12 protein-coding genes are annotated in these 13,192 nt (G+C 31.6%); all 12 read left to right on the plus strand.

All coding sequences use genetic code 11. The features are described 5' to 3' along the window. The first annotated feature begins 1 nt into the window (after position 1). The 12 genes from prfA to rimP all read left to right on the plus strand — a co-directional run bounded on the left by prfA (position 2) and on the right by rimP (position 13,192). A complete protein-coding gene (prfA, locus tag M9426_RS00145; protein ID WP_005956457.1) occupies positions 2-1,069 on the plus strand; it encodes a peptide chain release factor 1 in 1,068 nt (355 codons plus the stop codon). Between the two features lie 109 nt (positions 1,070-1,178). Further along, the gene (locus tag M9426_RS00150) at positions 1,179-1,721 is read left to right on the plus strand and encodes a rubrerythrin family protein (protein ID WP_005956494.1); all 543 of its coding nucleotides are present in this window, start codon (positions 1,179-1,181) and stop codon (positions 1,719-1,721) included. A gap of 245 nt (positions 1,722-1,966) precedes the next feature. Further along, positions 1,967-2,740, plus strand: coding sequence for a 30S ribosomal protein S2 (rpsB, locus tag M9426_RS00155; RefSeq protein ID WP_005956503.1), 774 nt, complete (start codon positions 1,967-1,969; stop codon positions 2,738-2,740). A gap of 71 nt (positions 2,741-2,811) precedes the next feature. Then, entirely contained in the window at positions 2,812-3,456 is a 645-nt protein-coding gene (gene tsf / locus M9426_RS00160) for a translation elongation factor Ts (RefSeq protein WP_005956533.1), read from the plus strand. Positions 3,457-3,472: 16 nt separating this feature from the next. Further along, positions 3,473-4,177, plus strand: a complete 705-nt coding sequence (gene pyrH / locus M9426_RS00165) for a UMP kinase (protein ID WP_005956531.1) — start codon at positions 3,473-3,475, stop codon at positions 4,175-4,177. A 9-nt stretch (positions 4,178-4,186) separates the two neighbouring features. Beyond that, positions 4,187-4,744 carry a ribosome recycling factor gene (frr, locus tag M9426_RS00170; RefSeq protein ID WP_060800231.1) on the plus strand — a complete coding sequence of 186 codons (558 nt, stop codon included), beginning with the start codon at positions 4,187-4,189 and terminating at the stop codon, positions 4,742-4,744. A gap of 45 nt (positions 4,745-4,789) precedes the next feature. Beyond that, positions 4,790-5,515 carry an undecaprenyl pyrophosphate synthase gene (gene uppS / locus M9426_RS00175; RefSeq protein WP_250342070.1) on the plus strand — a complete coding sequence of 242 codons (726 nt, stop codon included), beginning with the start codon at positions 4,790-4,792 and terminating at the stop codon, positions 5,513-5,515. 2 nt (positions 5,516-5,517) lie between these two features. Then, entirely contained in the window at positions 5,518-6,300 is a 783-nt protein-coding gene (locus M9426_RS00180) for a phosphatidate cytidylyltransferase (protein ID WP_250342071.1), read from the plus strand. Between the two features lie 9 nt (positions 6,301-6,309). Further along, entirely contained in the window at positions 6,310-7,320 is a 1,011-nt protein-coding gene (rseP, locus tag M9426_RS00185; protein ID WP_250342072.1) for an RIP metalloprotease RseP, read from the plus strand. Next, complete coding sequence (gene ispG / locus M9426_RS00190; protein ID WP_250342073.1) at positions 7,317-8,372, plus strand: flavodoxin-dependent (E)-4-hydroxy-3-methylbut-2-enyl-diphosphate synthase; 1,056 nt, start codon at positions 7,317-7,319, stop codon at positions 8,370-8,372. Before rseP ends, ispG begins: the two co-directional genes overlap by 4 nt. 4 nt (positions 8,373-8,376) lie before the next feature. Further along, positions 8,377-12,624, plus strand: coding sequence for a PolC-type DNA polymerase III (locus M9426_RS00195; RefSeq protein WP_250342074.1), 4,248 nt, complete (start codon positions 8,377-8,379; stop codon positions 12,622-12,624). A 106-nt stretch (positions 12,625-12,730) separates the two neighbouring features. Next, a complete protein-coding gene (rimP, locus tag M9426_RS00200) occupies positions 12,731-13,192 on the plus strand; it encodes a ribosome maturation factor RimP (RefSeq protein WP_005956418.1) in 462 nt (153 codons plus the stop codon).

Genomic DNA, 13,192 nt, shown 5'->3' on the forward strand with positions numbered 1-13,192 from the left:
TATGTACGAAAAACTTTCGGTTTTTGAAGATAAATTAATAGAATTAGAAAAAGATCTTAGTAGTGTTGAAGTTATAAATGACTCTAAGCTTTATCAACAAAAAGCAATTGAACATGCTGAGATTGAACCAATTGTAACAAAGTATAGAGCTTATAAGGAAACTTTAAATTCACTAAATGAAAATAAAGAATTAATAAAAGAAAAATTAGATGATGATTTTAAAGATTTAGTTAGGGAAGAAATTAACGAAGCTACTAAAAAAGTTGAAGAACTTGAAAACGAGTTAAAAATTCTTTTGATTCCTAAGGATAAAAATGACAGCAAGAACGTAATGGTAGAAATTAGAGCTGGTGCAGGTGGAGATGAAGCTGCATTATTTGCTGGCGTTCTTTATAGGCAATATGTTAGATATGCAGAAAGATCTGGATTTAGGGTTGAAACAATATCATCAAATGAAATAGGCATTGGTGGCTACAAGGAAATTGTCTTCATGATAATTGGAAATGGAGCATACTCAAGACTTAAGTATGAATCTGGAGTTCACAGAGTTCAAAGAGTCCCTGAGACTGAAAGTGGGGGAAGAATTCACACATCTACTGCTACAGTTGCTGTGCTTCCTGAAGCTGAAGATGTTGATATAGAAATTGATCCAACTCAAATAAAGTTTGATGTATTCCGTGCATCTGGAAATGGTGGACAATGTGTTAATACTACAGACTCTGCAGTTAGACTTACTCATATTCCAACGGGAATAGTTATTTCATGCCAAGATGAAAAATCCCAACTAAGAAACAAGGAAAAAGCTATGAAGCTTTTAAGATCTAAACTTTATGATTTAAAGCTTCAAGAACAAAGTGAAAAAGAATCCATGGAAAGATCTTCACAAATAGGAACTGGAGATAGGTCTGAAAGAATAAGAACTTATAACTATCCTCAAGGAAGGGTAACTGATCACAGAATAAACTTAACATCTCACAGGATTGATGCTATTAATGATGGAGATCTTGATGAAATAATTGATGCCCTCATAACTTATGACCAAACACAAAAAATTGAAAAGATTTCCTAAAATTAAAATATTTAATTAGTATATTTTTAATGCTTCATTTGATTTTTCATTAATATTATTCTATAATGATTGTGGTAGTTTTATTATTAAATATTATGGGGGTAATATTATGAATCAAATGACAAGTGACAATTTAAGATCAGCATTCGGCGGAGAATCTCAAGCACGTACTAGATACAATATCTGGGGCGATTGCGCAGAAAAAGATGGTTTCAAAAACGTTAGAAGACTTTTTGATGCAACTTCTGATGCTGAAAAAATTCACGCTACACTTCACTTCAAGGCTATGAAAGATGTTTCTGGCGATTTTGCTGTAACATCAATGGCAGGATTTGGAATTAATTCAACTTCTGAAAATCTTGAAGCAGCAAGAGGCGGAGAAATTTTTGAATCAACTCAAATGTATCCAGCTTTTATCGCAGTTGCAGAAATGCAAGGCGAAAAAGAAGCTGTTAAGGCAATGAGATTTGCTACAGCAGCTGAAGAAGTTCATGCTAAAAGATTTGCTACAGCTAAAGAAGCTGTTGATGCTGGAAAAGATTTAGATGTTGAAAACATCTACCTATGCCCAGTATGTGGATATATTTCTTTTGAAGAAGAAGATAAATGTCCAATCTGCGGATGTGCAGGAAGCAAATTTGTTGCATACTAATTTTTGTTAAAAAAGTCTCCTCATCTTTATGATGGGGAGATTTTTTATTATAAAAATCTAAAGAAGCTATATACTTTAAATTGAAAAAATTATTATACATCAAAGTATTTATTGCTAATTTCTCTTGCCTGTGGTATACTTTTATCCGGTAAGAAATACACACATTTTCTGATATCACTGGAGTTGCCAATTTGGTCCCTATGATAAAGGATGAAAATGGAGGAAAAAACACGGAGGTGGCTTAAATGTCAGTAATTTCAATGAAAAGCTTATTAGAAGCTGGTGTACACTTTGGACACCAAACTAGAAGATGGAACCCTAAAATGAAGAGATTTATATTTACCGAAAGAAATGGTATTTATATAATCGACCTTCAAAAAACTGTTAAAAAAGTAGAAGAAGCTTACGATTTTGTAAGAGAAGTTGCAGCTAATGGTGGCGAAGTTCTTTTTGTAGGTACAAAAAAACAAGCTCAAGATGCAATTGAAAAAGAAGCTACTAAATGCGGTATGCCATACATTAACCAAAGATGGTTAGGTGGTCTTTTAACTAACTACAAAACTATAAAGAATAGGATTGAAAGACTTTACAAACTATATGAAATGGAAGAAAATGGAACTTTTGATGTTCTTCCTAAAAAAGAAGTTGCTCAATTACTTCACGAAAGAGAAAAGCTTGAAAAATTCCTAGGTGGAATTAAGGAAATGAAGGGTATGCCTAAAGCTTTATTTGTAGTAGACCCTAAAAAAGAAAATATTGCAGTTAAAGAAGCACATATTTTAGGAATTCCTGTTATCGGTATTGTAGATACAAACTGTGATCCTGAAGAAGTTGATATTCCAATTCCAGGAAACGATGATGCTATTAGAGCAGTAAAACTTATTACTGAAACAATTGCTAATGCAGTTATCGAAGGAAAACAAGGCAGTCAAATTGAAGATACAGATTATGATGAATCCACTCAAGAAGTTTCTGAAGAAGAAGCAGTTGAGGATGAAAAGTCAGCTATAGAAGAGTAAAGATATTTCGAGAGTTCTAAAGTAATCCTTTATAACTCTCTTTTTTTAAAATAAATAAGGAGTGAATTAAAATGGCTATTACAGCAGCAATGGTTAAAGAATTAAGAGAAAAATCTGGCGCAGGTATGATGGACTGCAAGAAAGCTTTAACAGAAACAAATGGTGATATGGATAAGGCAGTAGACTTTTTAAGAGAAAAGGGACTAGCTTCTGTTGCAAAAAAATCTTCAAGAATTGCTTCTGAAGGTATTGTTGAATCTTATGTACACGGTGGAAGAATCGGAGTTCTAGTTGAAGTTAACTCAGAAACTGACTTCGTTGCTAAAAATGAAGAATTCCAAAACTTTGTTAAGGACATTGCAATGCAAATCGCAGCAGTTGCTCCAAAATACGTAAGTCGTGAAGAAGTTCCTGCTGAAGAAGTTGAACACGAAAAGAACGTTTTAACTGAACAAGCAAGAGGCGAAAATAAACCTGAACACATTATTGAAAAAATGGTTCAAGGTAGACTTGAAAAATTCTATGAAGAAATTTGTCTTCTTGACCAAGACTTCATTAAAGATTCAGACAAAAAGATTAGAGATATTCTAAATGATCTAATTGCAAAAATAGGCGAAAATATTAAAATCAGAAGATTTGTTAGATATGAAGTTGGCGAAGGTCTTGAAAAAAGAGAAGAAGACTTTGCAGAAGAAGTAGCAAAACAATTAGGATAACAAATTGGAGGAGTAAATGCCAAAATATAAGAGAATTGTTTTAAAACTCAGTGGAGAAGCACTAGCAGGATCAAATACCGTTGGTATTGACATGGATTATGTTAATTTAATTGCTAAGCAAGTTAAGAAAATTTATGATTCAGGAGTAGAAACTGGTATTGTTGTTGGTGGCGGAAACTTTTGGAGAGGACGAGACGAAAACAATATAGACCGTGCTACATCTGATTATATGGGTATGCTAGGTACTGTAATGAATGCTTTGGCATTACAGGACTCTTTAGAAAAATTAGGCGTTATTACTCGTGTGCAAACTGCTATCGAAATGAAGCAAGTTGCTGAACCCTATATTAGAAGGCGTGCTATAAGACACTTGGAAAAGGGTCGTGTAGTTATATTTTCTGCAGGAGTTGGTAATCCATACTTCTCAACAGATACAGCAGCTGCACTTAGGGCAGCAGAAATTGATGCTGATATAATTTTATTAGCTAAGAAGGGTGTAGATGGAATCTATGATTCTGATCCTAACATTAATTCTGATGCTAAGAAGTTTGACAACTTAACATATAGGGAAATTTTAAATAAAAACTTAAAAATCATGGATGCCACAGCAACTACACTTTGTATGGACAACAATATTCCACTTCAAGTATTTGGAATAGATGAGGAAGATGCAATGTATAAAGTTGTTTGTGGCGAAGACATTGGTACTAATGTTAAATAGGAGGATATTATGATATCTGATCTTAAGAAAAATACTGAGTCAAGAATGTCAAAATCTATTGACTCACTTACTGAATCACTTCAGTCAATAAGAGCAGGACGTGCTAATACAAGTTTACTAGATAGGATTTATGTTGATTATTATGGACAACAATCTCCACTTAATCAAGTTGCTAGTCTATCTGCACCGGAAGCTAGACTTCTTGCAATTCAACCTTGGGATGCAACTTTAATTCCTGAAATTGAAAAAGCAATTCAAAAATCTGATCTAGGAATAACTCCTTCAAATGATGGAAAAATTATCAGACTTGTTATACCTCAACTAACTGAAGAAAGAAGAAAAGATCTTACGAAGTTAGTAGGGAAATATGCTGAAGAAGCTAAGGTTTCAATTAGAAACATTAGAAGAGACGCTATGGAAGATATTAAAAAAGCAGAAAAAGCTAAAGAAATATCTGAGGATGATAGAAAAACTTATGAAGAAGATATTCAAAAGTTAACAGATAAATACATCAAAGATGTTGATGGCGTAGCAGCAGATAAAGAAAAAGAACTTATGGAAATTTAATTTTTAGCCTTAGATTATTCTAAGGCTCTTTTTTTAAGGAGTTTTATGAATTATTACGAACAATTAGACTTAAGCAATATACCAAAACATATTGGTATTATTATGGATGGCAACGGTAGATGGGCAAAAAATAGAAAAATGCCCAGAACTTTTGGTCATAAAGAAGGAAGTGAAAGAGTTATAGAAATTGTTGAAGCTGCATATAAGATTAATGTAAAATCTCTAACTCTCTATGCTTTTTCAACTGAAAACTGGAAAAGACCAGATGAAGAGATATCTAAATTAATGGATCTGCTTGCCTTTTATATAAAAGGTCAACTTGAAAAAATAAAGAAAAACAATATTAGGATAAAAGTCTTGGGAGACTATAAAGTATTTCCTGATAAAATCGTAAAGCTAATAGACGCTGCATTGCAGGAAACAAAATCAAATGATAAAATGATATTAAATATTGGTCTAAATTATGGTGGTCAAAGTGAAATTGTAAGAGCTAGCAAAATGATTTGCGAAGATCTTATTGCTGGCAACATTTCTCTAGATGAAATAAATACTGAATCTTTCAAAGATTACTTATATACAAGAGGGCAAGAGGACTTAGATTTACTTATAAGACCAAGTGGTGAGCTTAGAGTTTCAAATTTTTTACTCTATCAGTTAGCCTATAGTGAGTTTTATTTTTCGAATATATTGTGGCCAGACTTTCACGAAGAAGAATTTTACAAGGCCATTTGTGATTTTCAAAACCGCAATAGAAGGTACGGAGGATTATAATCTTGACAGATTTACAAAAAAGAGTTTCCACAGGTATAGTGGGCATAGCTATATTAATTTTAATATTTTATTTAGGTTTAAATGCCATTAAATTTTCAATTTTTGTTATAACAATAGAAGCAATAAGAGAACTTTACAACGCTCTTATTAATAAAGGGATAAAACTTTATTTGCCCAGCTTGCTTTTTGGTGCCTTAATAACATTTTTATTTTCAATTCTAGATAAAAATTTAACCTTTACCCTAGTCTTATATTTCATATTTAATTCTTCTTTATATGTTCTTTTAAAAGACTATACTTTGAGCAATTACTCCTTTACAAATATGGCTTATTTTTATCTTGTGTTTTTTCTTAATTTACTAGGAAGTTTAGATGACATTTATATAATTATTTCAGCTTTTGTAATTGCCTTCTCCACTGATACTTTTGCTTACTTTGTAGGATCTACTTTTGGAAAACACAAACTAATCGAAAGAGTGAGTCCAAATAAATCCGTTGAAGGAGCTCTTGGCGGAACTTTTTTTGCTATAATTTTAACTTCTGTCTATTTCACATTGTTAAACAAGTATAATTATATTTATGACATTAATATTCTTGTAATCTTTCTTATTATGCTTGCGTCTATTGCTGGTCAATTTGGAGATTTATTTGCATCAAAAATAAAAAGATATTCAGGAATAAAAGATTATGCACAAATTTTGCCAGGACACGGAGGGATACTCGATAGATTTGACAGTCTAATTTTTATAAGTCCTCTAGTTTTTATTTTGTACCACTTTATTTAAGGAGGATAAATGATAACTTTAATAAGTTCACTACTTGTATTTTTACTTGTAGTCATGCTACATGAGCTTGGCCATTTTACAGTTGCAAAGTTATCTGGCATTAAAGTAAATGAATTTTCTATTGGAATGGGTCCAAAAATTTATCAAAAGGAAAAAGGTGAAACTTTTTATAGTCTGAGAATACTACCAGTTGGAGGTTATGTTGCTATGGAAGGGGAAGAAGAGAATTCACATGACCCTAGAGCCTTTAACAATGTCCATATTTTTAAAAGGATGGCAGTTGTTTTAGCTGGAGCTTTTATGAATTTTGTTTTGGGTTTTCTTGCCTTCACTATTATTTTTTCTATCGTAGGATATGGCTCTAACGAAATTGATAAAGTTATAGAAAATTCTCCTGCTATGACTTCTGGACTAAAAACTGGAGATAAAATTATTAAAATCAATAGTTCACCTACTAGGGATATATATGATATAAATTCTGTCATTTCTAAAAACAATGATAAAGAAATGAATTTTTTTGTTGATAGAAAAGGTGAATTGTTAAAATTTAGCATAAAACCACAGTTTTCTGAAGAGAATAAAATGTATCTCATTGGCATTACATCAAAAATTGATCATTCATTTCTCAAATCAATAAGTCTTGGAGCTGATAGGACTTTACAGATGTCAAAAATGATTATTCAAAGTATTAAGATGATGTTTAGTGGATCTTTTAAAATGGAATACTTATCAGGTCCTGTTGGAGTCGTTCAATTAATTGGATCAGAATCATCAAAAGGGTTTTTAAATTTTTTACAAATTTTAGGCTTAATTTCAGTAAATCTTGGAGTATTTAATTTGCTTCCTATTCCAGCACTTGATGGAGGAAAATTTTTATTTTTATTAATTGAAGCTATAATAGGAAAGCCAATTAATGAAAAGATTGAGCAAGGACTTTCCCTAATAGGTATAGGTCTTTTATTTTCACTAATGATATATGTAACTATTTTTAATGATATTGGAAGGTTGTTTAATAAATGATAAATAGAAAAGAAACAAAAAAAGTATATGTTGGCAATGTTCCAATTGGTGGAAATTCTTTTATTTCTATCCAATCAATGACAAACACCAACACTAAAGATGTGAAATCTACTGTTTCTCAAATAAAAAAACTTGAAAATGCAGGATGTGACATTATTAGAATGGCGGTTAATGATCTTGAAGATGCAGCTGCTCTAAGGGAAATTAAAAAAGAAATTAATATACCAATAATTTCAGATATACAGTTTAATTATAAACTTGCTCTTGCCGCTTGTGAGAATGAATCTGATGCAATAAGGCTTAATCCTGGAAATATAGGTGCCTCATGGAAGGTTAAAGAAGTTGTTGAAGCTTGTAAGTTTCATAACATTCCTATAAGAGTTGGCGTTAACTCAGGCTCTGTAAAACAAGAATTTTTAGATAAATTTAATGGAGTTAATGCATCTTCCATTTGCTATAGTGCCCTAGAAGAAATTGAATTATTAGAAAAAAATAATTTCTATGATATAGCAGTATCTTTAAAAGCATCTAGCGTTAATTTAACTATTGAAAGCTATAGAAAATTTTCTGATATGTCAAATTATCCTCTACATTTAGGAGTTACAGAAGCGGGAAGTCCTAAGAAAGGTATTGTTAAATCTGCCATTGGTATAGGAACTCTTCTAGCAGAGGGGATAGGAGATACAATAAGAGTTTCTCTAACTTCAGACCCTCTTGAAGAAGTAATAGCCGGCAAGGATATCTTAAAGGCTCTTGATTTAAAAAGGGAGGGTATAGACTTAATTTCTTGTCCAACTTGTGCAAGAACTAAGGTTGATTTAATTGAGATAGTTAATAAGGCTGAAGAAAAGCTTTATTCTATGGACAAAAACTTAAAGGTAGCAATTATGGGCTGCCCTGTTAATGGACCTGGTGAGGCAAGAGAAGCTGATATTGGGATTGCTTGTGGACACGGTGAAGGTCTAATATTTAGCAAGGGAGAAATAATTAAAAAAGTTCCAGAAGATATGCTATTATCTGAACTTTTATCTGAGATAGAAAAAATTGGGTGATAATTTGATTTTATTAAAAGATATTTTACAAAAATTAAATACTTCATACGATAATATTTCAGAAGAGATTTTCATAGAATCTATTAAAAGAAATAAAAATACTAATGAAGCTTTTTTTGTTATTAATTCAAAAAGAGATTTAGAAGAAACTTTTAAAAATGAAATTGAAGATATCTTTTCCAAAAATCTTGATGAATACAAAATTTATATTGACTTCAAATCATCTTCTCTATACAAAAGCGAAGATGATTTAATTTGTGCAGAAATTTTGAAATACAACCCATCTTCAAAAATTTGGATAGATGATATTGAAATAAATAAAAATGAAAAAATAGGAACAATCGATATAACTCTACCTAGTGAAGAAGCTTTCTACAGCTTAAGTCAAAATGGATTCGCTAGCTATCTTCAAAAAGAATTAAAAATTTTTGGTGATTTTAATATTAAATTTGATTTTCTTAAAAATGAATTTGAAGAAGATAGTATTGAGAACTTTATATGTCAAATTGAAGAAGCTGAAGAAGTAATATCCACAAAACACGAGGAAGAATTTAAGAGCAAAATCGAAAAAAAATCAAAAGAAAAAAACACTAAAAAATCTGACTCCTATGGCAAAAAGGACCTTGGAACAATCGAAAGATTAATCGATGTGAATGTAAACTCCCAGAAAGTCACTGTTGAAGTTGACATATTTAACATTGAAAGCAGGGAATTAAAAAATGGTAACTCCTTAATATCGACATCTATTACAGACTACACATCTTCTACTTTAGCAAAAATATTTTTGAAACCTGATAAGGCTGAAGAATTTTTAGAAAGTTTTAATAAAGGAGACCATGTAGTGATAACAGGAAATGTTTCCTATGATAATTTTTCTAGGTGTGACACTATAATGATCAGGTATATTGAAAAGAGAGACAAGATAATTCGAAGGGATAATTCAGATGAGAAGAGAACAGAACTTAGAATTCACTCAAAGATGTCTCAAATGTCAGGTGTAACCTCCTTTACTGATTTTGCAAATAGAGCAAAACTTTGGGGACATGATTCAATAGGTATAGCCGATACAAATGATGTCCAAGGTTTCCCAGAAGCTATGGAGGCCGCAGAAAAAACTGGATTAAAAATTCTCTACGGTACTGATATTAACTTTGTTGATGACAAAGAAAAAATTGTTACTAACTATGAAGAGGGAAAAACTTATGATACTTATGTGGTATTTGATATAGAAACCACAGGACTTTCTTCAAGAAATGATAAAATTACAGAAATTGGTGCCGTTAAGATTAAAAACGGAATGATAGTAGGCAGATTCTCACAGCTAATTAATCCAGAAAAAGAAATCCCACAAGTTGTAGTTGATTTGACAGGAATCAGCAATGCTATGGTTGAAAATGAACCTACTATAGAAGAAGTAATTCTCAAATTCTATGACTTTGCTAAAGATGCAGTCCTCGTAGCTCACAATGCTAAATTTGATATTTCTTTTATAAGGCGAGAATATGCAAATAACAACCTAGTATTTAATCATCCAATTCTAGATACTCTAGTACTGGCAAGAGCAACAATGACCGATATGAAAAGATTTAATCTAGGAACTCTTTGTAAAAATCTAGGAGTCTCTCTTGTGGGTGCTCACAGAGCAGTTAATGATGCTGAAGCTACTGCAGAAGTATTTATTAAGTTAATTGAAAAAATTAAGAGAGAAGAAGAATTTGATTTTGAAAATTTAAATAAAGAAATAGTAAACATAGAATCTAAACGTTTATTCGAGTCATCTTTATTATTATTAGTGCAAAATGAAATTGGTTTAAAAAATTTATACATGTTAATTTCTGATTCTCATATGAAATATTTTAACTTTGTTGCAAAAGTACCTAGAAGCCTTTTGGATAAATACCGCGAAGGAATATTAGTAGGATCAGGTAATGCTAACTCAGAATTATTTGATGCTATATATAGGATGTGCCCTCAAGAAGAATTGCTTGAGATTGCAAAATATTATGACTTCTTAGAAATTCAACCGACAAGTGATAATATTCTTGCAATTGAAGATGGTAAATATACTATTGAAGATATAAGAGAAATAAATAAAAAGATAATTTCCATAGGAGAAGAATTAAATATACCTGTTGTTGCTGATTCAGACACTTATTATCTTGAGGAGTCTGAAGACGTATTAAGAAGAATTGTGCTAAACGGTAAACCTGGAAGACCAGATCCTAGAGCTAGTAGAAATCAAAAATTTTATTTTAAAACTACAGAAGAAATGCTAGATGAGTTCTCTTACTTAGGACAAGACAAGGCTTATGAAGTTGTAGTAACTAATACTAATAAATTGAAGAATTCAATAAAAGATATCAAGCCTATTCCTGATGGAACTTATCCTCCAGTTATTGAAGGTTCTGATGATAGTTTAAGAGAAATGACCTATAAAAAAGCACATGATATTTATGGAGATGAACTCCCAAAAATTGTTGAGGACAGATTAGAAAAGGAACTTAAGTCAATTATTTCAAATGGTTATTCCGTACTCTATATAATTGCTCAAAAACTTGTAAAAAAATCTAATGATGATGGTTTCTTAGTAGGATCAAGAGGTTCTGTTGGTTCATCCTTTGTTGCAACAATGGCAGACATTACAGAAGTAAATCCACTCCCACCACATTATATTTGTCCTAATTGCAAATATTCTGAATTTACAGAGGACTTAACTTATGGCAGTGGAGTTGATATGCCAGACAAAGTTTGTCCTAAGTGCGGCAGTCCTCTTAAAAAGGATGGACATAACATTCCTTTTGAAGTTTTCTTAGGCTTTTATGGTGACAAGGAGCCAGATATTGATTTAAACTTTGCGGGTGAATATCAACCAAGAGCACACAAGTACACTGAAGAATTGTTTGGCGAAGGTTATGTTTTTAGAGCAGGAACTATTGGAAAAATAGCAGATAAGACTGCTTATGGTTATGTAAAAAAATATTTTGAAAACAAACATATTTCTCCTATCGAAATCGACAGACTATCACGAGCTATAACCGATGGAAAAAGAACAAGTGGACAACATCCAGGCGGCGTAATGATTGTCCCTAAAACAAATTCTATTTTTGATTTTACTCCAATCCAATATCCTGCAGATGATCCAAGCTCCGGAGTAATAACAACTCACTTTGATTATAACTTTATTCATGGAAAGATCTTAAAACTAGATATACTTGGTCACGATGGTCCAACAATTATTAAAATGTTAGAAGACTTTACAGGAATTGATTCCAATACTATAAGACTTGATGATAAAGAGACACTTTCTATCTTTAATAGTGCAGAAGCCTTTAATATGGATGAAGAAGTTTTCTCTTGCAAGACAGGAACCCTCGGGATACCTGAATTTGGAACTTCCTTTGTTATATCAATGCTATTAGAAACAAATCCGAAAAACTTTGCAGACCTTGTTAGAATTTCTGGTTTATCTCATGGTACTGATGTATGGATTTCGAATGCACAAGAGTTAGTTGACTCTGGTAGAGCTGAGCTTAAAGATGTAATAGCCACTAGAGAAGATATTATGGTCTATCTAATAAATGCTGGTGCTGAAAATAAAATGGCCTTTGACACAATGGAAAAGGTTAGAAAGGGCAAGGGACTAACTGAAGAACAAGAAAGTATTATGAAGAACTTAGACCTGCCTGAATGGTATATTGATTCTTGTAAAAAAATTAAGTATATGTTCCCTAAGGCCCACGCAGTGGCTTATGTTATGTTGTCCTTTAGAATTGCATACTATAAATTAAATTATCCTTTGGCCTTCTATGCAACTTTCTTTACAATTAAGTTAACTGACTTTAATGGAGAAAATATTATTGAAGGACCAAACTTTTTGAAAAATAGAATTAAAATGCTAAGAGAGATTGAAAAACCAACAGCCAAAGACAAGGGTGAAATAAGAGTGTCTGAAGTTGCACTTGAAATGTATGCTAGAGGCTTTCAATTCTTAAAGGCAGACATTTATAAATCTAAGGCTTCTAAGTTCACTATAGAAGATGGAAAAATTAGAATGCCTATAAGAGCAGTGCCCGGAATTGGTGAAAACTGTGCAAATAAGATAGAACAAGAATCACAAAAATCAAAGTATTTATCTATCGAAGACTTTTCAAAAAGAACTGGTGCAGGAAATTCTGTTATAACAATTCTACAAAAAAATGGAATGCTTGAAGACTTAGATGAAACAAATCAAATTTCATTATTTAATTTTTGAAAAACTTGTATTTATAGCATTTTATGATATAATTTTAAATAAGTAAGATATTTTAGAGTAAAGAGTGGGTGAGCCCACTCTTTGTTTTTTAGTAGTGAGGTGTTGAGTGAATAAAAAAGAATTAAAAAAAGAAATTTACCCACTAGCTGAAGAGGTAGCAGAAGAACTTGGCTACGAAATTGTAGACATTGAATTTCAAAATGGATCAAAGCACGATTTATTATCAATTTTTATTTACAAAAAAGAAGGAATTGATTTGAATGACTGCACTGACATGAGTAGAAGTCTAGAAAAGAAACTAGACAATTTAGAAATTTTAAAAAATCCTTATTATCTTGAGATTTCTTCGCCGGGACTTGATAGACCTTTAAAAACAAAAGATGACTACAGAAGAAATATTGGAAACGAAGTAGATGTTAAACTTTATGCACCAATAGACGGGAAAAAAGAATTTAGTTTTGTTTTAGACAAGTATGATGATGAAAATGTATATTGCACACTTGATGGAAAAGAATTTGCTATACCAATTAAGTCAATTTCGTCAATGAAACAAACTATTAAATTTTAA

The sequence above is a fragment of the Peptoniphilus genitalis genome, from assembly GCF_023614525.1.
Classification (GTDB): domain Bacteria; phylum Bacillota; class Clostridia; order Tissierellales; family Peptoniphilaceae; genus Peptoniphilus_A; species Peptoniphilus_A genitalis.

Coding starts and splice junctions, on each gene's coding strand:
- prfA (WP_005956457.1), top strand. CDS start 2: ATGTACGAAAAACTTTCGGTTTTTGAAGATAAATTAATAGAATTAGAA.
- M9426_RS00150 (WP_005956494.1), top strand. CDS start 1,179: ATGAATCAAATGACAAGTGACAATTTAAGATCAGCATTCGGCGGAGAA.
- rpsB (WP_005956503.1), top strand. CDS start 1,967: ATGTCAGTAATTTCAATGAAAAGCTTATTAGAAGCTGGTGTACACTTT.
- tsf (WP_005956533.1), top strand. CDS start 2,812: ATGGCTATTACAGCAGCAATGGTTAAAGAATTAAGAGAAAAATCTGGC.
- pyrH (WP_005956531.1), top strand. CDS start 3,473: ATGCCAAAATATAAGAGAATTGTTTTAAAACTCAGTGGAGAAGCACTA.
- frr (WP_060800231.1), top strand. CDS start 4,187: ATGATATCTGATCTTAAGAAAAATACTGAGTCAAGAATGTCAAAATCT.
- uppS (WP_250342070.1), top strand. CDS start 4,790: ATGAATTATTACGAACAATTAGACTTAAGCAATATACCAAAACATATT.
- rseP (WP_250342072.1), top strand. CDS start 6,310: ATGATAACTTTAATAAGTTCACTACTTGTATTTTTACTTGTAGTCATG.
- ispG (WP_250342073.1), top strand. CDS start 7,317: ATGATAAATAGAAAAGAAACAAAAAAAGTATATGTTGGCAATGTTCCA.